General features: G+C 41.4%; 17 protein-coding genes and 1 tRNA gene. 14 read left to right on the top strand and 4 right to left on the bottom strand.

What is annotated here, in order from left to right; genetic code table 11:
- The first annotated feature begins 58 nt into the window (after positions 1-58).
- The 14 genes from HY841_10575 (at position 59) to HY841_10640 (ending at position 20075) form a co-directional block, all read left to right on the top strand.
- A complete protein-coding gene (locus HY841_10575) occupies positions 59-3874 on the top strand; it encodes a T9SS type A sorting domain-containing protein (protein ID MBI4931197.1) in 3816 nt (1271 codons plus the stop codon).
- Between the two features lie 8 nt (positions 3875-3882).
- Positions 3883-5292: a T9SS type A sorting domain-containing protein gene (locus HY841_10580; protein ID MBI4931198.1), complete on the top strand. Its 1410-nt coding sequence runs from the start codon at positions 3883-3885 to the stop codon at positions 5290-5292.
- 93 nt (positions 5293-5385) lie between these two features.
- Positions 5386-6330 (top strand): T9SS type A sorting domain-containing protein, encoded by a 945-nt coding sequence (locus HY841_10585; protein ID MBI4931199.1) that lies wholly within the window; start codon positions 5386-5388, stop codon positions 6328-6330.
- A 57-nt stretch (positions 6331-6387) separates the two neighbouring features.
- Entirely contained in the window at positions 6388-7041 is a 654-nt protein-coding gene (plsY, locus tag HY841_10590) for a glycerol-3-phosphate 1-O-acyltransferase PlsY (protein MBI4931200.1), read from the top strand.
- 130 nt (positions 7042-7171) lie between these two features.
- Entirely contained in the window at positions 7172-12355 is a 5184-nt protein-coding gene (locus HY841_10595; GenBank protein MBI4931201.1) for a PD40 domain-containing protein, read from the top strand.
- Positions 12356-12402: 47 nt separating this feature from the next.
- Entirely contained in the window at positions 12403-12672 is a 270-nt protein-coding gene (locus HY841_10600) for an ATP-dependent Clp protease adaptor ClpS (GenBank protein MBI4931202.1), read from the top strand.
- Positions 12673-12749: 77 nt separating this feature from the next.
- Complete coding sequence (locus HY841_10605) at positions 12750-13580, top strand: M48 family metallopeptidase (protein MBI4931203.1); 831 nt, start codon at positions 12750-12752, stop codon at positions 13578-13580.
- On the top strand, positions 13577-14041 hold the full coding sequence (locus HY841_10610) for a hypothetical protein (protein MBI4931204.1): 465 nt from the start codon (positions 13577-13579) through the stop codon (positions 14039-14041). Before HY841_10605 ends, HY841_10610 begins: the two co-directional genes overlap by 4 nt.
- A gap of 48 nt (positions 14042-14089) precedes the next feature.
- Complete coding sequence (floA, locus tag HY841_10615; protein ID MBI4931205.1) at positions 14090-15079, top strand: flotillin-like protein FloA; 990 nt, start codon at positions 14090-14092, stop codon at positions 15077-15079.
- Positions 15080-15151: 72 nt separating this feature from the next.
- A tRNA-Arg gene (locus HY841_10620) sits at positions 15152-15225 on the top strand.
- Positions 15195-16262: a COX15/CtaA family protein gene (locus HY841_10625; GenBank protein MBI4931206.1), complete on the top strand. Its 1068-nt coding sequence runs from the start codon at positions 15195-15197 to the stop codon at positions 16260-16262. Before HY841_10620 ends, HY841_10625 begins: the two co-directional genes overlap by 31 nt.
- 144 nt (positions 16263-16406) lie before the next feature.
- The gene (locus tag HY841_10630) at positions 16407-17279 is read left to right on the top strand and encodes an electron transfer flavoprotein subunit beta/FixA family protein (protein ID MBI4931207.1); all 873 of its coding nucleotides are present in this window, start codon (positions 16407-16409) and stop codon (positions 17277-17279) included.
- A 52-nt stretch (positions 17280-17331) separates the two neighbouring features.
- The gene (locus tag HY841_10635; GenBank protein MBI4931208.1) at positions 17332-18351 is read left to right on the top strand and encodes an electron transfer flavoprotein subunit alpha/FixB family protein; all 1020 of its coding nucleotides are present in this window, start codon (positions 17332-17334) and stop codon (positions 18349-18351) included.
- A 17-nt stretch (positions 18352-18368) separates the two neighbouring features.
- Positions 18369-20075: an acyl-CoA dehydrogenase family protein gene (locus tag HY841_10640; GenBank protein MBI4931209.1), complete on the top strand. Its 1707-nt coding sequence runs from the start codon at positions 18369-18371 to the stop codon at positions 20073-20075.
- A 12-nt stretch (positions 20076-20087) separates the two neighbouring features.
- Here HY841_10640 and HY841_10645 read toward each other — a convergent pair whose 3' ends face one another.
- Genes HY841_10645 through HY841_10660 form a run of 4 tightly spaced genes read right to left on the bottom strand, consistent with a single transcriptional unit; the run spans position 20088 to position 24872 of the window.
- Complete coding sequence (locus HY841_10645) at positions 20088-21152, bottom strand: 2Fe-2S iron-sulfur cluster binding domain-containing protein (GenBank protein ID MBI4931210.1); 1065 nt, start codon at positions 21150-21152, stop codon at positions 20088-20090.
- Positions 21153-21186: 34 nt separating this feature from the next.
- Positions 21187-21939 carry an NADH:ubiquinone oxidoreductase gene (locus HY841_10650; protein ID MBI4931211.1) on the bottom strand — a complete coding sequence of 251 codons (753 nt, stop codon included), beginning with the start codon at positions 21937-21939 and terminating at the stop codon, positions 21187-21189.
- 12 nt (positions 21940-21951) lie between these two features.
- Complete coding sequence (locus HY841_10655; GenBank protein ID MBI4931212.1) at positions 21952-23448, bottom strand: NADH dehydrogenase subunit; 1497 nt, start codon at positions 23446-23448, stop codon at positions 21952-21954.
- Positions 23448-24872 (bottom strand): hypothetical protein, encoded by a 1425-nt coding sequence (locus HY841_10660; protein ID MBI4931213.1) that lies wholly within the window; start codon positions 24870-24872, stop codon positions 23448-23450. Before HY841_10660 ends, HY841_10655 begins: the two co-directional genes overlap by 1 nt.
- Position 24873: the final 1 nt, after the last annotated feature.

Raw genomic sequence — 24873 nt, forward strand, 5'->3', positions numbered from 1 at the left:
AGGAACCTGGGTACCGAATTACATTTGTTTCAATCTTTTTCAATCAAATTTATCCAGTATGGATAAAATTGTTTTTACTTTTCCAACAACTCCTTCACGGAGAATGGCATTTGATGATTTTGCTTTATATAATATGAATGACTTTGTTAATGCAGGTGCAGATGTAACGCTTGCATGTAATGGGAATTGCACTACGTTAGGCGGACCTTTTTGCGCTTCTGTTTTTAGCGGGAACTATTCTTGGGCGCCTTCTTCAGGGTTAAGCAATCCGAATATTACAAACCCAGTTGCTTGTCCAACTGTTACTACAACCTATACTTTAACATTTACTGACCCAACCGGAAGTTGCTCGGCAACTGATATGGTAACGGTTACGGTGCCACCTCTGTTAATTGCCAATGCCGGACCCAATCAAACTATTTGTTCAGGACAAAGCGCAACGCTTACGGCAAGCGGGGGAGTAGTATATTATTGGAATACCGGAGCAACAACTTCTATAATCATTGTTTCCCCTTCTTCAACAACTTCGTATTCTGTTCAAGTTGCAAATTCAAGCGGATGCACTGCAATCGCTTCGGTAACGGTAACCGTAAATCCAAACCCCGTTGCCAATGCCGGAGTTGACCAAACTATTTGCAGCAGTTCATGCGCTACATTAACTGCAACGGGCGGTGGAACATATTCGTGGTCTCCAACCGGACAAATTACTCCTTCAATAACTGTTTGCCCTACGGCAATTACTAACTATACAGTAACTGTAACGGGCGCGAATGGATGCACTGCAACTGACGCGGTAACGGTATTTGTTGCTCCTCAGCCTGTTGCCTCCTTCACCTTCACCGCCAACGAGGATTGCATGGGCAGCCCATTTATTTTTACTAACACATCTATAAATGCAACCAGTTACCTCTGGGATTTTGGCGATGGAGCATCTTCTGCTGCCACTTCCCCCACTCACGTTTATTCTGCTCCAGGGCAATTTCAGGTTTTGCTTTATGCGTATAATTCTTTCGGGTGCTGTAGCGCTTATTCCGTTTTAATTTCCGTTACACCTTCTATAACTTCTCCGGCATATAATTCAACCTGCTGTTCTTTCACATATCCTTATACTTATGTAAATGCGCCTATAGGTTCTACTATTACTTATACTGGGGCAAGTTTTTCAGTAAAAGATGCAATGACCATTTCCAATAATTCTACGGTTACTTTTAATAATTCTATTATCCAGTTTGGTCCTTGGGGCAAAGTGATTGTTGAGCCGGGAAGCACCCTAATACTTAACGGAACAAAATTTACCGGCTTGCAAACCTGCGGCACCATGTGGCAGGGGATTGAAGTATGGGGTAATCCCAACAAAACGCACTCTCCTGCCGATCAAGTATTTCAGGGGAAACTAATTATCCGTACATATACTGTTACTAACACTCCGACAATAATTGAACGAGCCCATAATGCAGTTACAGTAGGAAAATACCCCGATAGATTTTTACCGACACAATGCAACCAGAGCACACCTAATAGTATTTGTATTAGAGGAGAGTATGATGTTTGTAAAAGCGGAGGAATACTTGATGCAGTTAGTTCAGGGAATCATATATTATTCATAGATAACGCTCATACTATACGAGTTGCGCCTTACTCCTATTCTAATGTGAGCAGGGTTAATCGTTGTGATTTTTCCGGTACATTATTAAAAGACCCCGGATATAAAACAGGCATTGCTTATCAGTATCCCAACCTTGCAAACCCAAATTATGCTTACGCAAATCCTCAGGGAAGAACCTATCGCTTCGGTTACATACTTAAGGCGCGATGGACGACACAAACGACTTTTTCAAACAATACTTTTAACTTCCCTGCCGACATTGGCGCAGAAATAGGTATTGAAATCATCAACGGCAAATGCGTCATAGATGGAAACACTTTCCGAAACATGAACCGCGGCATCAGCGGAGTATACACTTCCCCTTCTCCGTTTTTGGCAAACAAAATAAAAAGCAATATTTTTGTTAATTATGTTGCTCAATCTGCCAGTGCCGTAACTCCCAATCCTGTTTGCGGCATTTATCTGAGCGCTGCGCAGGGTGACAGGATATCAGACAGAAATACTTTTGGAAATTTATTTGATGCCCTGTCACAAACCAACAATCCTATTGGAATTGTTATGTATAACTCTTCTTATTTCAAAATATTAGATAATAATTTCAACAGAAATCAATTAGGAATTGGGGTGTTAAATTCTTCTGCGGGCGGTGGAGTGATACAGCGTTTTAATGACGTAGCTGGAAACGGCAATTGGTTTCAACGGAATAAAACCAGCATCTTTACTTTATTTGACAACAGCGCACTGAAGATAAAGTGCAACACCACAAATAATCCTGATCCTGTGGACTATCCTTTGGGTTCTATTAACTGGAATAACGGTTCCGGCTTCTTTACCAGCCCTTTGGCAAATCAGGGATTGCCTGTACCTTTAAGTTATATTGCCACATCCACTGCTGCACGAAAACTGCCGGCTGGAAACAGGTTTGATTATCCATTTAATGTAAACATCAACAAAGAAATCAAAAACAATTATTCTGTTGCTTATACTTATTATTCTCATCAGAGCGATCCTGAATATGTACCGTTCAACAGTGGAAATGTGGTGGTAAGCCAGCAGACCACTTCAACAGGACCCGTAACCTGCAATGCTGGTATTCATATCCTGCAATGCTGCCCCACCGACCAATGCCTTAGTGAGACACCTCCTCCTAATTGTCCGCCACCACCTCAGCGCATTGGGGATATTGACCAGCAGATTGCCTCTTTGCAAACTGAGTTTGACAGCGTGTTTGCCAATCTTGATAAAGGTCAAACTGCGCAATTGATTTCTGCAATAAACAGCAGCATGGATGCGGGGCAGTTGAAAAACATGCTCTTGGATAATTCCTTCCTGTCGGATGAAACGCTGCTTGCTTTTATTAACCGAACCATTTCCACGCCACCGGGAATTTTTAAGGATGTAATGATTCCTAACTCGCCTGTGTCGGATAATGTTTTGCCTGCCTTGCAGATAAAAATTAACTTGCTGCCTCCCGGCATTGCAGCGCAAATAAAAGCCGCGCAGTCAAGCAATGCTTACAGAACGCTTACGAACATAAGCCGTGAAATAAGCACCTTGAAGGTGGAAAGGCAGAGCGTAATAAACAGCGTGCTTTCTGTTTTGGTTGACAATGATTCAGCGCAGGCAATAAATTTATTGGAACAGGAAAATACTGTGGCTGCAGACCAGGCATTGCTTGGAACTTACATTGCTTTTGAAAACTTAAATGCAGCGCAAACAAAATTATCAGGCATAATTGCAAGCAATGCGGAAGATCAGGCATTTCTTGATTTGCAGGGAATGATTTTAAATCTCGGATTGCAAGGCAACAGCGTGTTTGAAATGGATTCCTCTCAAGAGCAATTAGTCCGCAGTATTGCCGCCATGCCCTCTTCCCTTGCACAGGCGAATGCCTGCAACCTGCTGTATTTGGTTTTCAACGAACATTGCCCCGACCCTCTGACCACTGTTTCAGCGCGTATGCAGCAAGATACTCCAACCCCCTTCCCTTCGGGAAGGGCTGGGGATGGGCTTGGTTTTCTTGGCGACAACATCCCCAACCCTTTCAACAACACAACCACCATTCCTTATACATTGCCAGATGGAATTGAAAAAGCATTCATCAATATATATGATATAACAGGCAAACTCATCAGCGCTTACGAAGTGAGCAGCATAAACAACAAGTTGACGATTTCTTCGGGAGATATGGAAAATGGAGTGTATCTTTACAAATTAGAAAGCAACGGACAAACATTCGGAAGCAGGAAAATGATAATCATAAAATAAATAGTCGAATGAAAAAAATATTCATTGCTGTAGTTGTTATCTTCTCCCTTCCCTTGGGGAAGGGCGGGGATGGGCTCTTTGCCCAGCAATGGCACAAACTTGGCACCGGTGTGGCGTATGCAGGGGTGAGTGTTGAGTGTTTGAAAGAAATCAACGGGGATTTATATGTTGGCGGAGGATTTGCAACCCAGTATGGCGCAAAAGGCAATGGCATTGCAAAATATAATTCATCCACAGAGGTTTGGGATTCTGTGGGGTGCGGACTGGGAGAAGTACTAAGCATAGAATCTTACAACGGAGAAATTTATGCAGGAGGAAGTTTTGCATATTATCTTCAGCCGCCAACCTGCAACAATTGGCCACCCGATTCCAGTTCTGCAGGCCTCGCAAAATGGAATGGGTCTTATTGGGGTCCTGTAGATACTGCTATGTGGGGATCATCGCCTGATATGGGCATTATATATGCAATAAATTTCAAAAATGATTTATACATGGGTGGATCACTTTTCAGCGGCAGCTATATGAATATGGCAAGGTACAATGGAAGCACATGGGATAATATGCTTGGTGGAATAGGAGGATTTGGGGTCTTGGCGATGACTGTATATAAAGGCGATTTGATTGTTGCAGGTTCATTCACGCAGGCAGGGCTGGGAGGCGGCAATTGGATGTCTGCTAATTATATTGCCCGCTGGGATGGCGTTAAATGGGATTCCTTAGGAAGCAACGGTGTGAATAATCAGATAAGTTCATTAACCATAGATACAGTGAATGATGTACTATATGCAGGTGGAATTTTCACTATGGCTGGAGGAATTCCTGCAAAACAGGTTGCAAAATGGGATGGTATTCAGTGGTCAGCGCTTCCGCCTTTACCCGCATGGTCTCTTGCAAATGTTCATGCTTTAAAAATGTTCAAGGGAAAACTATATGCGTCAGTAACTGCTTTTCCATCGGACACAGCGTTATTATGTTTTGATGGAATTAATTGGCAAATAATATATGGACCAAGAGAAACTATAACTGCAATGGAGGTGTATAATGGCAACTTATATGTTGGAGGATCTTTTGATAAGATAGATACCACGGTTGTAAACTGCATTGCCTGCTATGGGGATAGTTGCCCGGGTACGCCTATTACTGTAACGATTGGAGTAAATAATTTGCAAACAAAAAGTTTGAAGTTTAAGGTTTATCCAAACCCTGCAAAAGGAGAAATAAATATTGAGGCAGAAGGAAAAGAAACTAAAAATTACATTACAAGAATATATAATTCAGTTGGAGTAAAAATTGTAGAGCAAAAATTTGTAAAACAAACAAAAATCTCCACTTCTGATTTTTCAAAGGGTATTTATCAGGTTCAGGTATGTGATAAGGATGGGAAGATTTGTTATACTGAGAAGATTGTTTTGGATTGATAATGGCATTTAACAACCACTTACTAAAAAAATCATACCACTTACTAATTTGTGGTTGCGCAGATAACATTTACTCATTACCTTTAGTGTACGATGAAAAAACTTTTACTCATCCCATTTGCCTTCTGCATTATTACTTCTTACTTGTTATCCCAGGGCGTTTGGACTCAGAAAGCAAACTTTGGAGGAACGGCAAGATCAGGTGCAGTTGGCTTTTCAATCGGAACTAAAGGCTACATTGGAACAGGAACAAATGCTAGTGGTTTGACCAAAGATTTTTGGGAGTGGGATCAAATCACAAACACATGGACACAAAAAATAAGTTTTGGCGGAACAGCAAGAGCAGGTGCTGTTGGCTTTTCAATCGGCACAAAAGGATATATTGGAACGGGAGTGGATGCTAATGGAATGACAAATGATTTTTGGGAATGGGATCAGGCAACAAATATTTGGTTGCAGAAAACAAACTTTGGAGGGTCAACAAGAGATTATGCAGTTGGTTTTTCAATCGGCACAAAAGGATATCTTGGAACGGGATATGATACTACTTGGGCTTCTTATAATTTGTCGAATGATTTTTGGGAATGGAACCAAACAACAAATATCTGGTTGCAGAAAACAAACTTTGGAGGGATAACAAGAGGAGGTGCTATTGGTTTTGCTATGGCTACAAAAGGATATATAGGAACAGGAGGGAATGGCAACGGAAATGACGATATGGACTTCTGGGAATATTGTGATACATGTTCTGGTGCGGGTGTAAAAGAAACCGATTTAGAAAATTTAATTTCTGTTTATCCTAATCCATCAAACGGAAAATTCACTATTGAAACATTAGAAAACAAAAACTTTATTGCGCGTATTACAAACCCGCTCGGGCAAAAAGTGGCGGAGAAAAAGTTTGAGAAAAGAATCGAGGTGGATGTTTCTGGTTTCGGCAAGGGATTGTTTTTGGTGGAGGTGTGTAGCCCCACCCCTAACCCCTCCCCAAAGGAGAGGGGAACAGAGTGCCATACGGAAAAGGTGATGATTGAATAGTTTTGCAGTCTACCTGAATTTGCTTTTCCCGATAATAGTATACCTTCGCGCTAACTTATGCAGGTTCCCCTACATATTTTCATTTTACTTACCGCTTATTTATTCGGCTCGCTGCCCTCGGCAGTGTGGATAGGAAAAATCTTTTACGGCATTGATGTGCGCGAGCACGGAAGCGGTAACGCGGGCGCCACCAACGTGTTTCGGGTGATAGGAAAACGCGCGGCTGTTCCGGTTCTCATCTGCGATATTCTCAAAGGATGGATTGCCGTCAAACTCAGTTTCTTTGTGGCAGACATGGTGGGGAAAGAAGAGTTCATCTCCTTGCAGCTAACGCTTGGCGCGGCAGCCATCATCGGGCATATTTTTCCGGTGCTTGCAAGTTTCAAGGGGGGAAAAGGAGTGGCTACGCTGCTGGGAGTTACCCTTGCCATTCATCCTCTTTCCGCGGTGGTCGGAATTTTTGTGTTTGTATTCATCCTTCTCGTTTCTCATTATGTTTCGCTGGGTTCTATTCTTGCGGGTTTGAGCTTTCCCGTTTCGCTCATGATTTTATTTCCTGCCTCCTCGCCCACTCTTGTGTTGTTCTCGCTGCTCACTCCGGCAATCCTTCTTGTCACTCACCAGAAAAACATTGAGCGGCTTCTGAAAAAAGAAGAAGCAAAAATATATCTCTTCAGGAAAAAGAAAGAATCTGAAATGGCGGAAAAATAATTTCCTCCCCTGCCCTCTTTGCCCTTCGATTCTTGTCCGCTTACCGTTATCAACAAATTCCTATTAAAAACCTAACTTTGTGGTTTGTTTGTTGTTATGTAATTAACCTATTTTTAGCATCCATATAGTAATGAATCGCAGGCTATTCCATATTGCGTATTGGCTGTTTCTTTCCTCTTGTTTCTTGATTCATAGCGCTACGGCTTTTTCCCAGAATGTTTTCTCTTCCGAAGATGATTTAAAAAAGCAGGCGAACAAACTTTTTGAAGAAGAAGATTTTACAAAAGCCTATCCCCTCTTCTCGCAGCTGCTGAGTTTGTATCCGAAGGACCCGCAGTATAATTACAAGTTCGGAGCCTGTTTGCTTTTTTCCAGCAACGATAAAGAGAAAGCGATTCCCTACATTGAGTACGCTGCAAAACGGCAGAAGCAGGGAGCGGACAAAGAAGTTTTTTTCTATCTGGGCAAAGCGTATCATTTAAATTATCGTTTCGAAGATGCTATCAGGGCATACACCGCTTACAAGGGAATTGCTTCCGCTAAATCGCTGGACAAGTACGATGTGAACAGGCAGATTGAAATGTGCGAAAACGGAAAGCGGCTTTTGAAAAACGTTACCGACCTATCCGTGCTGGAGAAAAAAGAAGTTCCTGAATCAGATTTTTTCCGCTCCTACAATCTTACAGAGTTCAACGCAAAACTTATTCTTCGCCCCGATGATTTAAAGACCGCATTGGATAAAAAGAAAAAAGAAGACAATGTAATGTATCTCGCTCCCGATCGGAATGAAATTTATTTTTCGGGTTATGGAGAAGATGGAAAAACGGGAAGAGATATATACATGGTGAAACGTTCGCCCGCTGGAGACTTGAGCAAACCCGTTCGCCTACCCGATGTCATCAACACAAAATACGATGAAGACTACGCCTTTCTTCATCCCAACGGAAGAACGCTTTACTTCTGCTCGAAGGGGCACAACTCCATGGGTGGTTATGATATTTTCAGAAGCGAGTGGAATAACAGCACGCAATCATGGGGCAAGCCCGTGAACATGGATTTTGCCATCAACACGCCTGATGACGATATACTTTTTGTTTCGGATGAAGAGGACAAGAGCGCGTATTTTTCTTCGCGCAGAGAAAGCGCGATGGGAATGATGATGGTTTATAAAATCAAACTGGACCGCAAACCGCTTGACCTTGCCATCATCACCGGCACGCTTACAAAAAATACTGGAGATAAAATGCCGAAGGCAACCATCACGGTTACAAAAATTCTGAAAGACGAGGTGGTGGGCGTGTTCAATACAAACACGGCAGACGGTTCTTACACGCTCAACCTTCCCAACGGAGGAAAATTTATGTTCACTGTGGAATCTGCCGGCTTCAAAAAATCATCTGAGCTGGTAGTTGTTCCTACCCAGCAGGAAATAAAACCGCTGAAACAGGAAATCGCTCTTATGAATGAAGGTGGTCAGGACAAAGTCGTCATCAAAAATGAATTTGACGCGCAGGTTGACAGCGCTGATCTCGCCCTTGCGGTTCAGTATATAAAATCGAAAGCATCGCTGGAAGTAAGTCCTGCCGAGGAATTAATCACTTCAGTGGCTGTGGAGGAAACCACCTCAACCTCTCAACCTATCAATAACTCAACAACTTCTTCAGTAACGCCTGTTTCCAACAATGATATTATCGGAATTGCATACGATGATGCGAAGGTAACTCAGAAGGATGCCAACGAAGCAAGAAAAAATTCTGATGCGGCACAGCAGCTTGCCAATCAGAAAAACCAAACATCGCTTCAGAAAAATAAAGAAGCCACTGAACTGGTGAACACTGCTGAGACGATGACCAACCAGGAAGAAAAAATGGCGCAGATTGACAAAGCAACTCAGCTGAGAAAAGAGGCTGATGCGCTTTCTAAAGAAGCTGCGCTGTCACTCACGCTATCCAATCAAATGGATGAACAGGCAAGAGCCAAGCAGCAGCAAGCCGATGCAGAATTAAAATATGCCAAGGATCTGGATAACTCTATTAAATCCGGTGCAAGTGAAAAGAAAATGAACGACCTTCTTGTTCAGAAAGAAAAATTGGATAAGAGAAGCGATAGTTTGAAAACTGCAACCTCTGTTTCTGCCGACCTGAACAAACAAGCGGATGACAAGCAAACAGAAGCCAGCAAGTCCATGGCGAAATACATAGACATTCAGCAGGATGTGGAAGATTTGCAGAGCGAAGCAAAGCGCCTGCGAACCGAAGCGGAAAAAGCAAAAAATGACGGAGTAAAGCAAAATATGATTTCACAGGCAGAAGAAATGGAGAAAGAAGCAGAAACAAAAAAGAAAGAGGCAGATACATATAACGCAAACGCAAAGCAATTGCAGTCGCAGGCGGATTCGCTCAAGAGCAATGCCACCTTCGCTTCTTCCGTAATGGAACAAATCGAAAGATCGTCTTCCGCAACAGAAACTGCATCAAACAATACTACTTCAAATACAACCGTTACTTCCACCTCGATTAGCGAAACGAAAACAGAATCAACTTCTTCAACTGCTGAACCTCCGGCAATACAATCTCCTTATGTGGATGTTTTTGTAAATGAAATGCACCAAGCTGAAAAGAAACAGAAAGAACTTGACAAAGAAGAAGCGCTTGCCGTGATTTACCAGCAGTGGACTGATTCGCTTGACAACCAGATTGCAACGCTCAACAAACAACTTACATCCGCTGCAACTGAAGAGCATAAAAAACAGATTCAGTATAAAATTTCTGAACTCACCTCCTCCGTTGAGGACAAGCGCCAAAAAGCAGCCGACAGCCGAAACAAAGTGGACAACCTGAAATTGCAGGAAGCCCTTGCCGCTGCATCAACCGTCACTCCTGAAACAACCACCGTTTCAACAAATACCGTTGCGGCAACCTCAACAGAAACCTCTTCCACCACTTCTGTTTCACCGGAAAATTTACAAGGCACTAACAACATAAACAATTATTACGATAGCAAGCTGAAGGAAAATGAAAAAGAAACAAATGAGTATACTAAGAAATCAAAAGAGCAGGAACTTTACACAGATTGGTCTTCTTCTCTTTATGATGAATCGCTGCGGTTGAAGAAAGACGGAAAAGGCGAGAAAGCATATAAAGCCGATATAGAGTCAAAAGAAAAGCAGGCAATTGCTATGCAAACTGCTGACAAGGTAACAGAAATAATAGCAGAGCATCCGGATTGGGTGGAAGAAGCGAAGACAAAGCAGCAGGAGGCAGCCACAGCAAGCACTCAAACAACAACGGTTAGTGAAACAACAACATCTGTGGTTCCTGAGACAAGCACGGTTTCTACAAATACATTTACTGCAACAAATCCTGTTTCAACAGAAACCGTTTCAATTTCTACTACAGAAGCTACTGCATCTTCTACGACAACTGAATCTGCCAATCCACCCGTCAACAATTCAACTCTTTCAACTACTCCTCCTGAGTCGGTCAAAAATAAAGATGAATACACGCATTATGCTTCTTTAAAAAATGAATCGGACTGGGCAAAGAAAAATGCTGACAGGCAAAACCAGCAGGGAAATGAACTGCAGAAGGTGGCAGACGAACAGTACAAAGAATCTCAACGAGTTTCACAGCAGAGCGCCAGCACAACCGACCCGAATGAAAAACAAATACTCAAATCACAATCAGGAAGTTTAGAAAAACGCTCACTGAAAAATCAGGCAAAAGCAGATTCAATCAAAGTGCTTGCAAAAAATTCTGAAGCCGAAGCTAATTCTAAGCGCACAGAATCTGAATTATATCTGCAATCGCTTGACAAATCCGCCTATGAAGAAATCGCTTCGGTAACCGGATATAAACCAAGCACAGAAACTACCGCGTTAACCGCAACTACAGAAACTAAAACCGAATCTGCTAATCAGCCAACCAATACTTCATCAACTTCTTCCGTAACTCCGCGCGAATCAACCATGGTAGTTGCCTCCTACCCTGTAAAGACAGAAACGGTTTCTCCAACAACTGCAGAAACAACTTCTTCCGTTACTAAAACTGAATCAGCTACTCAAACCGATAACACAACCAACACTTCCGGAAAAACAGAAATAATTCAACCAACTAATACCGAAACTACTACTGCATCGTCCTCAACAGCTAAAACCGAATTCACTAATCCGCCCATCAATACTTCACCCGCCACTTCTTCTGAAATGTTGAAATATTATGACGCTCTGTTTGATAAAATAGAACTCACCGGGGCTACTTACTCTTCTTCAAAACCAATTCCCGTAAATCCTCCAATGCCCGAAGGATTGGTTTTCAAAGTTCAGATTGGAGCGTTCAGAAATCCTATTCCGCAAAATCTTTTCAAAGGAATAAAACCCATCACAGCAGAAACAACTCCGCTGGGGTTGAAACGGTACACAGCCGGCTTATTCCAAAAATTTTCTACCGCTGCTGACGCGAAGAAGCAAGTAAATGAGTTGGGGTATCGCGATGCCTTTGTGGTTGCTTTCTTCAACGGAAAAAGAATTTCCATGAACGATGCGCTGGCGAAAGCAAAAGAAAACGGAGAAACAATTGACTTAGCCGTGCTAAACAGCAGTGCAACATCTGCTTCTTCCTCTGAATCTTCAACCAATATGGCTAACGCCACAGATGTAAAATCAGTTAGCGGATTATTTTACGCAGTACAGATTGGAGTTTTCTCGAAGCCCACAACCTCCACCCAGCTTTACAACATTTCTCCCCTGAATTCTGAAAGAACGGATAATGGATTAATTCGTTACACAACCGGCAGGTTTACGGATGAAATTAAAGCAGTGAAAGCAAAAAACAGTATTGCCGGAAAAGGAATAACAGATGCATTTGTAGTTGCTTATTACAATGGAAAAAGAATCAGCCTGGCTTCGGCAAAATCAATGATTGATTCACAGGGACAAGATGTGATTTCCAAAGACAAACAGGAATATTCTTTCGTTCCCTCCGATACAACCACTTCAGAAAAATCAGCAACCGCCCTGACCACTTCGTCAAACAAAGGAATTGTTTTCAAAGTGCAGGTAGGAGCATACAGGGAGAAAGTTCCGATTGAAGATGCAAACAAACTCCTGAATATCTCGAACAAAGGAATTAAAACTTTCAATGATGAAAACGGCTTGATGATTTACACAGCGGGAGAATTTTTAGAATATGAATCGGCAAATAATCTTAAAATGCAGATTATTAATGAAGGATTGTCAGGCGCGTTTATCATTGCGTTTAAAGATGGAAAAAAGATGAGTGCTGCCGATGCGCTTGACCTGATAAAGAACAAATGATGTTTTCAGAAATTCATTATCTTCGTCTAAAGAAAAATCATCACTGAATGAAAACAAAATTTCAACCCAAATCAGAAAATAAAGAACTGCTCATTGAGCAGTGCGACTTGGTTATCTATAATGACGATGTGAACACATTTGATTTTGTGATTGAAACGCTCATTGATGTCTGCAATCACGAACACCTTCAGGCGGTTCAGTGCGCGCATATTATTCATAATACCGGCAAGTGCGGAGTGAAACGCGGTTCGTTTGAAAAGCTCATGCCCAAATGCGAAGCGCTCATTGAAAAAGGATTGTCGGCAACCATTGAATAAAGTAGAAGCCCCACCTTGCCTCCCCGAAGGGGAGGAAATAATTAGCAAACAGCAAAATGAAAATAGCAAATAGCACAATGAAACAGTATTTCTCCTTCCCTTTGGGAAGGTCGGGATGGGCTCTTTTTCTTTTTGTATTTATTCTTTCCTGCACAAAAGTTCCGATTACTGGGCGCAGACAGATGAATTTGCTGGCAGAAGGCGACCTGATGAAAATGAGTCTGACCGAATACAATAAATTTCTTGGCACACATCCTCCAACTCCCGAAACTGATGCTAACGCACAACTTGTAAAAAAAGTTGGAAAGAATATTCAGGCGGCAGTGGAAAAATTCATGAACGCGAATAAGAAATATAAAAAAAGAATTGCCGGATACAACTGGCAATTTAATCTGGTGGAAGAAAAAACCGTAAACGCGTGGTGCATGCCCGGTGGAAAAGTGGTCGTTTACTCAGGGCTTCTTCCCGTTACACAAAATGAAACTGCCCTTGCAGTTGTGATGGGGCATGAAATCGCCCACGCCATTGCACGTCACGGAAATGAACGCATGAGCCAGCAGTTGGCTCTGCAGGTTGGTGCAGCTGCGGTATCGGTGGCTGTATCCAGCCAGTCTGCCGCATCACAAGACATATTTAATAAATCCTATGGAGTTGCTTCAGGACTAGGTGCGCTGGCATATTCCCGCAAACATGAATCAGAAGCCGACAAACTCGGATTGGTTTTCATGGCAATGGCTGGTTATGACCCCCATGAGGCAGTTGCTTTTTGGGAACGAATGGCAAAAGCATCCAAGGGCGGAAGTATGGCAATTCTCAGCACGCATCCAAGCGATGAGAAAAGAATTGAAGACATAAAAAAGTTTCTGCCCAAAGCCATGAAATACTATCACCCTACTACACCACAATGAGTTTGCTTTCCATCATCCTTCTCATTCTTATCGGACTTATTCTTCTGATACTTGAAATCTTATTCGTGCCCGGCATGGTGCTCGGATTCATTTCTGTTATACTGATGCTTGTCGGAATTATTTTTTCTTTCAAAGATTACGGAACCACAACAGGAATAATTGTTCTCGCAGGAACAACTATCGCCTCAATCGCTTCTGTTTACTGGGCATTTCGTTCTCCCCTTTGGAAAAAACTACAGGTGCAATCCACGATGGAAGGAAAAGCAAACGTACTGGAAGAAGGCGCTGTAAAAATTGGCGATAACGGAAAAACAATTTCACGCCTCAATCCGATGGGAAAAGTGCTGATTAATAATTTGCAAGTGGAAGTTCATGCTCAGGATAGCCTTATTGACCAAGATGAGGAAATAGAGGTTATTAAGATTCATGGAAATAAGATATGGGTCAAAATAAAATCTTAATATTGCTCTCCTAAATTTATAATTCATAATTTTTAATTTATAATTCCCATGGCACCCGAACAAATTCTCGTTTACGCTCTCCTCGGATTAGGAGCGTTAATCTTCCTCTGGATATTTTTCAGAATACTACCTATCGGCTTGTGGGTAACTGCACAGCTTTCAGGAGTACGGATGTCATTGATACAACTCGCGCTGATGCGTTTCAGAAAAGTTCCTCCCGGAGTTATTACAAACGCGCTCATCAACGGGCACAAAGCAGGTCTCGTGCTTTCGCGCGACCAACTCGAAGCGCACTTCATGGCAGGCGGTCACGTGCAATCAGTGGTCAATGCGCTTATCTCAGCAGAGAAAGCAAACATTCCGCTCAACTTCAAACTTGCCACGGCAATTGATTTGGCAGGACGTGATGTATTTGATGCAGTGCAGCTTTCTGTAAACCCGCGCGTGATTGACACGCCTCCGGTTTCTGCAGTGGCGAAAAACGGAATTCAATTAGTGGTGAAAGCAAGAGTGACGATAAGAACCAACATTAACCAATTGGTAGGCGGAGCTGGTGAAGAAACTATTCTTGCGCGCGTTGGAGAAGGAATTGTTACCACCATTGGCTCGGCTCACGATCATAAATCAGTTCTTGAAAATCCAGATACCATTTCAAAGACAGTTTTGAAAAAAGGTTTGGATGCCGGAACAGCGTTTGAAATTCTTTCCATTGACATTGCCGACATTGATGTGGGAGAAAATATTGGCGCGAAACTTCAAACCGAACAAGCAAGTGCCGATTTGAAAGTAGCGCAGGCAAAAGCCGAAGAGCGCAGAGCGATGGCTGTCGCCAGCGAGCAGGAGATGAAAGCAAAAGCACAGGAAGCGCGCGCAAAAGTTATCGAAGCCGAAGCACAGATTCCTCTTGCTATGGCAGAATCTTTCCGCAGTGGAAACCTCGGCATTATGGATTATTACAAAATGCAGAACATCCAGGCAGATACTCAGATGCGCGAGTCCATCAGCAAACCATCTCAGAAAGACAAGCCGAAGGAATAAAGATTAAGGATTGTGGATTAGGGAATTAAAATCCTAAATCGTAATTCCTAAATCCTGAATTGTAGTTGATATGGCTCCGTAGTTCAATTGGATAGAACGTCTGACTACGGATCAGATGGTTGGGGGTTCAAATCCCTCCGGAGTCACAAAAAAATCTTTTGCTACGAATTCTTCAACTTCTTACCGCCCGGTAATCATCTGGTTGCTCACCGGATGTTTCCTTATTTATGCAATGGTTGTCATTGGCGGAATCACACGCCTCACCGGTTCAGGATTATCCATAACAGAATGGAAAATTGTAACCGGAACATTTCCTCCTCTTTCCCAAGAAGCATGGCAAAAAGAGTTTGATGCTTACAAGCAAATTCCGCAGTACAAACTCATCAATTCTGATTTTCAGTTATCTGATTTCAAACAAATCTTTTTCTGGGAATATCTTCATCGTTTAATCGGAAGAATAATTGGAGTGGTTTTTCTCATTCCTTTCATCTGGTTCTGGATAAAGAAAAAACTCCCTGAAGGATTTATGAAAAAAGCATTAGTGCTTTTCGCATTGGGCGGATTACAGGGGTTTCTCGGATGGTTTATGGTGAAAAGCGGACTTTCTCAAAATGTTCATGTAAGTCATTATCGTCTGGCAATTCACTTAATCTCTGCCTTCACAGTTTTCGGATTTACATTTTGGTATGCATTGGATTTTATGTCCCCCTCTGGAGGGGGAAGCGAAGCAGGGGGAGGACTTAAAAAACTTTCTCTTATTCTTTTCTCAACGATAATTCTCCAGATTATTTACGGAGCATTTGTAGCAGGACTGAAAGCGGGCTACGGCTATCCAACTTGGCCAAAAATGGGAGATGAATGGTTCCCTTCTGACATCACCTCACTTGAACCGCTATGGAAAAACTTTTTTGAGGGAGTTGCAGGCGTACAATTTATTCACCGATACATCGCTTACGTTATAGTAATAATTGTGAGAATACTTTTCTATCGCTCAAGAAAATTAAATCTCACACAACAACAAAGAAAAATCATTAATGCCCTTGTAATAATTGTTCTTGCACAATTTATTTTGGGAGTAATAACATTACTTTACGGAGTTCCAATCATTATTGCCGTGCTTCACCAGACAGGAGCTTTTTTTCTTTTTGCCACTAGTCTGCTTCTCATCCACAGAACGAAATAAAAGTCCATTCCTCTAACAGAGAAGGCAAGGACAATCGCTCCCTTTAGCGTGAGTACAGAAATTGAATCTTACAAATTATGCGCTAAATCATAGTTTAGGTTATTTACTCAACTGACTTTCGCAACATCAAAATAATTTCCTTGGATGAAAAAATTTAAAATCATTGTTCTGGCGAAGCAAGTTCCCGATACAAGAAACGTGGGCAAAGACGCTATGAAAGCGGATGGAACTGTAAACAGAGCCGCATTGCCTGCCATCTTTAATCCGGAAGATTTGCACGCACTTGAACAGGCGCTCTCCATCAAGGATAAATTTCCAGGCAGCACAATTACTTTGCTCACGATGGGTCCTATCCGCGCGGTGGAAATTATTCGCGAAGGCTTTTACCGCGGAGCCGATGACGGAATTCTTCTTACAGACCGCGCTTTTGCCGGCTCTGATACGCTCGCTACTTCCTACGCGCTTGCCTGCACCATAAAAAAAATAAAAGAGTTTGATATTATTCTCTGCGGGCGACAAGCCATTGACGGTGACACAGCGCAAGTGGGACCTCAGGTTGCAGAAAAATTAGGCATTCCTCAAATCACGTATTCAGAAGAAATAATGTCTGCTTCATCAGAAAAAATTGTTGTGAAGCGAAGATTGGAGCGCGGTATTGAAATTGTTGAATGTTCTTTGCCCGTACTGATTACTGTGAATAGCTCAGCCCCCGTATGCAGACCGAGAAATGCAAAACTTCTGATGAAATACAAACACGCAAACACAATGAGCAAACGCCAGGAAAGCGTTGAAGATTATATGAGCGGAGGAAATGATTCATACCTCACAATAAAAGAATGGAGCGTGAACGATATTGAATGTGACCGCGAGCAACTTGGAATTGGCGGCTCACCGACAAAAGTGAAAAAAGTTGACAACATTGTTTTTCAATCAAAAGAATCAAAACGCATTGAAGATATGGATGAAGATATTAATGGATTGATGAAAGAACTAATCACAGCACATATTGTTGGATAATAAAGACCACATCATTGTAAGAATTAATAAGTAGCTGCTAATATTATAAAATATGAATAACGTTTGTGTTTACTGCGAACTGGAAGAAGGAAAAATTTCTGAAGTAAGTTTTGAACTTCTCACTAAAGGACGCAATCTTGCCGATCAATTGAAGTGTCAACTGGAAGCGCTTCTGATTGGTCATAATTTGGATGGTTTTGAAAAAGAAATTTTTCCTTACGGTGTGGATACACTTTACCTTGCTGATGATTCCCGTCTTGAGCCGTATTCTACTCTGCCTCACACAGAAATAACTGTCAGACTTTTCAGAGAACAAAAGCCACAGATTGTGTTGATGGGAGCAACGTCTATCGGGCGAGATTTAGGTCCGCGTGTTTCCTCCGCACTCGGAAGCGGTCTCACTGCTGATTGCACTGAATTGGAGATTGGTGACCACGAAGAAAAAAAAGAAAAAAAAGTTTACAAAAATCTCCTCTATCAGATCCGTCCAGCTTTCGGAGGAAACATCATTGCGACCATCATAAATCCAGATTGCCGTCCGCAAATGGCAACCGTTCGCGAAGGTGTGATGAAAAAAGAAATTTACAATCTCCGCCACACAGGAAAGATCGTTAAACTGGATGTAAAAAAATATGTGGACGATGAATGTTTTATCGTAAAAATTCTTGAGCGGCACATTGAAAAATCAAAAGTCAATATTAAAAATTCATCCGTGATTGTTGCCGGTGGTTTTGGCGTTGGCTCCGCAGAAAACTTTAAGTTGCTTCATAACCTCGCTTCCATGCTTGGCGGAGAAGTGGGAGCTTCACGTGCGGCAGTGGACGCAGGGTTTGCCGGACATGAACGGCAAATCGGACAAACAGGAATAACCGTTCGCCCGAAACTTTATGTCGCCTGCGGAATCTCGGGACAAATACAACATCTTGCCGGCATGCAGGAATCCAGCATTATCATTTCCATTAACAACGATCCGAATGCTCCTATAAATAAAATTGCAAACTATGTGATTGCCGGGAAAGTCGAAACTGTAATTCCAAAAATGATCAGATACTATAAAGAAAATACAAAATAAAACTAACGAATAGAAAAATGCCAAACTTCTACACCGATAACGCTGACATCAAATTTCACCTTGCACATCCGCTCATGCAGCGAATTGTCGCACTGAAAGAAAATAATTTCAAAGAGAAAGATGATTATGAATTTGCGCCTAAGGATTTTGAAGACGCGATGGACAGTTACAGCCAGATTCTTGAAATTATTGGAGAGATTTGCGGAGATATTATCGGTCCCAATGCAGAATCGGTTGACCACGATGGACCTGTTTTGAAAAACGGAAGAGTTGAATATGCAAGAGGCACAACAGAAAATATTGAAGCCATCACCAAAGCAGGTTTGATGGGCATTGCTCTTCCCCGCAGATTCGGTGGATTAAATTTTCCTATGATTCCTTATATCATGGCTGCCGATATTGTTTCACGAGCCGATGCAGGTTTTGTGAACATCTGGGGCTTGCAGGATTGCGCGGAAACAATAAATGAATTTGGCTCTGAGGAACAGAAGCAGCGTTTCCTCACACGTGTTTGCAAAGGAGAAACAATGGCAATGGCGCTCACAGAACCCGATGCCGGTTCTGATTTGCAGGCAGTGATGCTCAAAGCGCATTACGATGAACAAAAAAAATCATGGCTCTTGAATGGTGTGAAACGTTTCATCACCAATGGCGATGGAGATATTTCTCTTGTGCTTGCCCGTTCGGAAGACAGAACACAGGATGCTCGCGGGTTATCCATGTTTATTTATGACAAGAACAGCGGGGGTGTTGCTGTAAGGCGAATAGAAAATAAATTGGGTATCAAAGGTTCTCCTACCTGCGAATTGGTTTTCAAAGATGCGCCTGCTGAAATCTGCGGAAACAGAAAATTCGGATTGATAAAATATGTGATGTCGCTGATGAATGGCGCTCGACTTGGAATTACTGCACAATCGGTGGGTCTGAGCGAAGCCGCTTACCGCGAAGCGCTCTCCTATGCAAAGAAAAGAATTCAGTTTGGCAAACCGATTATACAATTTCCTGCAGTGTATGAACTTCTTTCCCTGATGAAAGCAAAACTCACTGCTTCACGCTCTTTGCTTTACGAAACCGGACGCTTTGTAGATATTTACAAAACTCTCATTCATATTTCACAAGTGAGGGAATTAACCAAAGAAGAAAAAGATGAACTGAGAAAATATCAGAAGCTTGCCGACATTTTTACACCCCTTGCAAAAGGATTGACTTCAGAGTATTGTAACCAGATTGCGTATGACGCTTTGCAGATTCATGGAGGTTCAGGTTTCATGAAAGATTATCCGATTGAACGGATTTACCGCGATGCGCGGATTACTTCCATATATGAAGGAACCACACAACTGCAGGTGGTGGCGGCAATTCGCGGAGTTACCGCAGGAGGATACCTTGCGCAGATTCAGGCATACGAAAAAGAACCCATCAAGCCGGAAACTGAATCGTATAGAAAAATTTTAATTGAGATGACCGAAGAATACGAAGAATCAGAAAATAAAGTTGTTCTTACTGACAGCAATGAGTTCATAGATTTTCACGCACGCAGATTAGTTGAAATGGCAGGAAATATTATTATGGGTTATCTTTTGCTGGCAGATACGCAGCGCGATCACAACTACTGGAAAACACTTGAAGTATTTTTACGCATGGCTCGCTCACATAATAAATCCAACTCAATTCGTATTCTGCATTCTAACCTTAATGACATGGGAAAGTTTCGATATGAATAGTCTGTGTACGACTTAAATATCGTAATCCACCTTCACCACGGGCGTGAGCGGATGACTTTGACAGGTGAGAACGAATCCTTCGGCAACTTCAGAATCAGTGAGCGCGAAATTCTTGTTCATGTGAACTTTCCCTTCCAGGATTTTTCCTCGGCACGTAGCGCACACAGCTCCTTTGCAGGCGAAAGGAGCGTCCACACCATTTTCAATCGCTGCGTCAAGAATTGATTTTCCGTCAGATGAAAGCTTAAAAGTGGTTTCTATTCCGTATTGAGAAACAGTAACCTGAGATATTATTTTTTCCGAAGGAGAAATAACTTTATCAGGCGCGTCAACGGAGGAAGTAAAATACTCAATATGAATTCTTGCTTTGTCAATTTTCCTTTCTTCCAGCGTTTCGCGCACATTATCCATCATTGGTTTTGGACCGCAGATAAAAAATTCATTGTCAGTTGACGGAATAATATGTTTATCAAAAAGAGCTTTTGCTTTTTCTTTGGAGATGATTCCTTTATAAAGTTCTTCAACCTGTGTAGTGGGTTTGTCAAAAATATAATGCAACTTGAATCTAGAAGAATTTTTCTGCGCGAGTTCGTCTAATTGCTTTTTAAAAATAGTTGATTCTTCATTCAGGTTTCCGTAAAATAAAATGAGAGAAGAATTTGGTTCGGCTTGAAGAACCGTTTTTATAATAGACAACATTGGAGTGATTCCGCTTCCGCCAGCAAACAGAGAATATTTTTTTTTGTGTAAAGCATTCATCGGAGAATAAAAACCGCCCATCGGAGTCATCACTTCTATTTCATTTCCAACTTTCAGGTTATCGTTAACGAAGATTGAACCCTTTCCACCTTGCACTTTCTTCACAGCCACGCGCATTTCATTTTCAAGAGGAGAGCTGCAAACAGAATAACTTCTGCGGATTTCTTCTCCGGCAAGAAAAAGTTTCAGCGTGAGATATTGTCCCTGTATGAATTTATATTCTTCTTTCAAAGAAGCCGGAACGTCAAACGCAACAGAAACACAGTCTGCGGTTTCCTTTCGGATATCTGATACTTTAAGTTTGTGAAATTTTGTCATTGATTTTTATAAAGGACAAAAATAAAACTTTAATTCACTTCCTTTTTCTAATCAATTCTAATACTCCGTTAATAAAGGTGAGAGGGTGTATTGGATTTCCCGGAATGTACAAATCAATTTTGTATTGGGTTAAAAAAATTCTGTTCAATGCAGGGCTGTCTGCAAAAACTCCTCCGCTGATAGCGTCAGTTCCTGCTAGAATAATTATTTTAGGTTCAGGAGTAGCGTCATAACAAATCTGCAATGGTTCCGCCATATTTTCTGAGATAGGACCAGTAATTACAATTCCATCTGCATGGCGGGGCGAAGCGACAAACTCGATTCCGAATCTTCCCATATCAAAGTTCACATTACTGCAGGCGTTGAGTTCTAATTCACAACTATTATCTCCACCGGCTGACACTTGCCGTAACTTGAGCGAACCACTGAAATATTTTGAGATTTCTTTTCGTATTAAATCAGGATTCAGAATGATATTTTTTTCTTCTCCTTCTTTTACAATTAATCCATCGCGAAAGTTCGTTGAAAGTTTGTAATCTTTTGTAAATTTTATTTTGTCAGGAAAAGCAAAAGCACATTCCCCACAGAAAGTGCATTTTCCCAAATCAATGCTCACAGGATTTTTTGCGATAGAATTTGTAGGGCATAAATCAACTAATTTATCATCATCAACCTTTTCATTGCTGATTACAGGTCTGCCACGAAAAATTCCCGGAACTTCTGCTGTAGTTATATCGGGAATGAATTGTTTTCCTTGATGAATGAGTATTTTAAAATTATCAAGCATAGTTTTTCATTATTACAAATCGTGCCCGCAGTAACTCAAATTAAAACTTTTATTAACAACAGGAAAATCTGAAATTTCGTTATTGCGTACTGCTAATGCGAGCGCCAGCCAATTGTGAAATGACGGATCTTTAATTTTGTAATGCACCAGTTCTCCTTTTTCATCCGTAACTGCACAATGGCAGATTTCTCCTCTCCATCCTTCCACTAATGAAATTGCAAATGAATTTAGTGAAGGCGAAGACAAATTCTTTCTCTCCTTATTTTCTTCGGGAATATTTTTTAGTAATTTTTTGATATACCCGATGGACTGCTTAATTTCTTCCTCGCGAATTTGTACGCGTGAATAAACATCTCCGTGATTTTTTATAACCGGCTGGTGATTCAATGAAGAATAAAAATCGTGAGGATGGGTAGAACGAATATCTCTCACAATGGCACTCATCTTCGCTGACATTCCAACTGTTCCAATGGAAGATGCCTGTTGATGTGTAACAGCACCTGTTCGTTCAAAGCGGGCTAAAACAGTTGAAAGTGAAAAGGACTCTTCGCACATCTCTATAAAATCTCTTTCAAACTCATCAAAAAGTTTGTAAAGCTTATCATTTAATTTTTTGCTGAACGGAAAATTATTTCTACCCGGACGAATCAATCCTTTAGCAAGGCGGTTTCCACACCAAATCTGGAAATAATTTATCACAGGAGTACGTAATCTTCCAAAGACAACACTGCCGAGTTGGTAAGCGATATCGGTGCAAAGCGCACTCAAATCCCCAGTGTGAATAGCAATTCTTTCCAACTCAAGTGCAAGCGTACGAGTGAACTGCAAATCTTTATCTGCACTGAAATTGCAGAGAGATTCCCATAGATTTACGAAGGCAGTTGTATGCCCAGCAACTGTATCGCCAGAGATGTTTTCTGCAAGAGTTACACGCTGCAAAAGTTTCTTATTCTCAAGGAAAAGATTCTCAATTCCTCTATGCTGAAATCCTAATTGAATTTCCAGATGAAGAATTTGCTCCCCATTACAGATGAAACGGAAATGTCCCGGTTCAATCACCCCTGCATGGATGGGACCAACTCCTACTTCATGCAATTCTTCGCTGTCAATTTTATAAAATGGATAATTTGAAATAGTGTTTTCTTTATTGGTTCTGTCAAAAGAAAAACGAACTGGTTTAAGCCATGTATGATTTAAATATTTTATTCCAAAGTTTTCATGCATTTCTCTTTCAAATTTTTCAAAAGCAAAGTGATGATGAGTGAATGAAAGCAGTGTCTCATTCATATTTATATGAGATGAAGAAACATAAATACTTCCATCGTTATCATTCGCAATACAACAAATCAACTTTATTTTCCCATCGGAATGAAATCCATAGTAGTTCACACAATGATTTTGAGATTCTTTCAAGAGGGAAGTATTGTGCTCTAAAAATATTTCATACTCCAGAACCGGTATGGATGCCAGCGGAATGCACTGATTATTTTTGATATCAATATAATTCATTACGGCAGATTTATTATTGCTTCATTGATTAATTCCATCATCTGAACAGGCGGATTAAATCCCAGATAGATTACCAGTCCCATCAAAATGAATTGAGAAAATGATTCATATCCATTTATTTTTTCTATGCCTTCTTCCATAAAATCTTTTGCAGGAGTGAACAGGAGTTTGAAAATATTTTTTCCGAATGCCCAGATAATGACTACCAGTAAAATTAAAATCAATATCAAAACAAACACATAATGTCCTTCAAACAAGGAACGAAAAATCAAAAACTCACTCACAAAAAGTCCAGATGGCGGCATGGCAGTGGAGCAAATAAATCCAAGCAGCAGAACCATCGCACCGGAAAAATTGTGCTTGAAATAATTTCCAGTATCATAAATATTTTTGCTTTTGTAAATTCTGTAAACCTGTCCGATCTGGAAAAACATTCCCGACTTAGCAAACGAATGTAATACAGTGTGAAGAATTGCCGCATAATAACCGATTCCTCCCGCTGCGAGTCCGAGCATCACGATTCCCAAATGTTCAACGCTGGAGTACGCGAGCATTCGTTTTATATTTTTTACCTTGAGCATGTAAACTGCTGCGACAAAAACTGAAAGTGTACCTGAAATGATAAGAATATTACTTGCCCATGCGTGAAGAGATGTGTGCACAATCACTTCGTAAAAACGGAATATACCTATGAAACCAACATTCATCAGTGCGCTGGAAAAAAGTGCACCTGCGGGGGAAGGAACTTTGTCTTTCGCGTCAATGCCTGCGTTATACATCGGTACAAGCCCCGCCTTGACAGTGAATCCCGTGAAAGCAAAAATAAATGCGAGCCGCATCCAAAATTCATTGAGTGATGCAGCGTGTGCCATCAGTGATGCAAAGGATAAATCGGTAGTGCCGCTTTGCCGCAGTGCAATACTTAGAAAAAGTATGCCGATAAAAACCAGCGTGATACTAATTGAACAAACAAAAATATATTTCCATGTTCCCTCGAGCGAGCGAATGTTTCTGCGGTGATATACCAACGCAGACGCAGACAGTGTAGTAAGTTCGATGAACACCCACGTAACCGCTATGTGAGAAGAAAGATACGCAGCGCTCATAGCCATGATTAAAATTATCATCGCGGAAAAATAAATTGCACGCTGTCTCGGGATTTCTATGTGCTTTGTGAAATAAATATAGCTATGATAAATCGCTGGAATGCTGATGATGTTCAGTGTGACGAGAAGAATGATGGACAAGGCATCCGTCCTGAATAATCCTAACTCCTCATGATTGAGATGGGTGTAGGCAAAAACCGTAAGTGCGCATTGAAGAATAAGAAACAGCGCAAGCAAAAAATAATTTACTCCACGATGCCGGTTGAAAAAAATTATTCCACTTAGAACACCCGATGTAATTAAATATGCCGTTATCATA

Source organism: Bacteroidota bacterium, assembly GCA_016213405.1.
In the GTDB taxonomy this organism is placed as follows: Bacteria; Bacteroidota; Bacteroidia; order Palsa-948; family Palsa-948; genus Palsa-948.

What these genes read in the sequence shown, in the direction of transcription:
- HY841_10575 (MBI4931197.1), top strand. Translation starts at nt 59, where the DNA reads ATGGATAAAATTGTTTTTACTTTTCCAACAACTCCTTCACGGAGAATG.
- HY841_10580 (MBI4931198.1), top strand. Translation starts at nt 3,883, where the DNA reads ATGAAAAAAATATTCATTGCTGTAGTTGTTATCTTCTCCCTTCCCTTG.
- HY841_10585 (MBI4931199.1), top strand. Translation starts at nt 5,386, where the DNA reads ATGAAAAAACTTTTACTCATCCCATTTGCCTTCTGCATTATTACTTCT.
- plsY (MBI4931200.1), top strand. Translation starts at nt 6,388, where the DNA reads ATGCAGGTTCCCCTACATATTTTCATTTTACTTACCGCTTATTTATTC.
- HY841_10595 (MBI4931201.1), top strand. Translation starts at nt 7,172, where the DNA reads ATGAATCGCAGGCTATTCCATATTGCGTATTGGCTGTTTCTTTCCTCT.
- HY841_10600 (MBI4931202.1), top strand. Translation starts at nt 12,403, where the DNA reads ATGAAAACAAAATTTCAACCCAAATCAGAAAATAAAGAACTGCTCATT.
- HY841_10605 (MBI4931203.1), top strand. Translation starts at nt 12,750, where the DNA reads ATGAAACAGTATTTCTCCTTCCCTTTGGGAAGGTCGGGATGGGCTCTT.
- HY841_10610 (MBI4931204.1), top strand. Translation starts at nt 13,577, where the DNA reads ATGAGTTTGCTTTCCATCATCCTTCTCATTCTTATCGGACTTATTCTT.
- floA (MBI4931205.1), top strand. Translation starts at nt 14,090, where the DNA reads ATGGCACCCGAACAAATTCTCGTTTACGCTCTCCTCGGATTAGGAGCG.
- HY841_10625 (MBI4931206.1), top strand. Translation starts at nt 15,195, where the DNA reads ATGGTTGGGGGTTCAAATCCCTCCGGAGTCACAAAAAAATCTTTTGCT.
- HY841_10630 (MBI4931207.1), top strand. Translation starts at nt 16,407, where the DNA reads ATGAAAAAATTTAAAATCATTGTTCTGGCGAAGCAAGTTCCCGATACA.
- HY841_10635 (MBI4931208.1), top strand. Translation starts at nt 17,332, where the DNA reads ATGAATAACGTTTGTGTTTACTGCGAACTGGAAGAAGGAAAAATTTCT.
- HY841_10640 (MBI4931209.1), top strand. Translation starts at nt 18,369, where the DNA reads ATGCCAAACTTCTACACCGATAACGCTGACATCAAATTTCACCTTGCA.
- HY841_10645 (MBI4931210.1), bottom strand. Translation starts at nt 21,152, where the DNA reads ATGACAAAATTTCACAAACTTAAAGTATCAGATATCCGAAAGGAAACC.
- HY841_10650 (MBI4931211.1), bottom strand. Translation starts at nt 21,939, where the DNA reads ATGCTTGATAATTTTAAAATACTCATTCATCAAGGAAAACAATTCATT.
- HY841_10655 (MBI4931212.1), bottom strand. Translation starts at nt 23,448, where the DNA reads ATGAATTATATTGATATCAAAAATAATCAGTGCATTCCGCTGGCATCC.
- HY841_10660 (MBI4931213.1), bottom strand. Translation starts at nt 24,872, where the DNA reads ATGATAACGGCATATTTAATTACATCGGGTGTTCTAAGTGGAATAATT.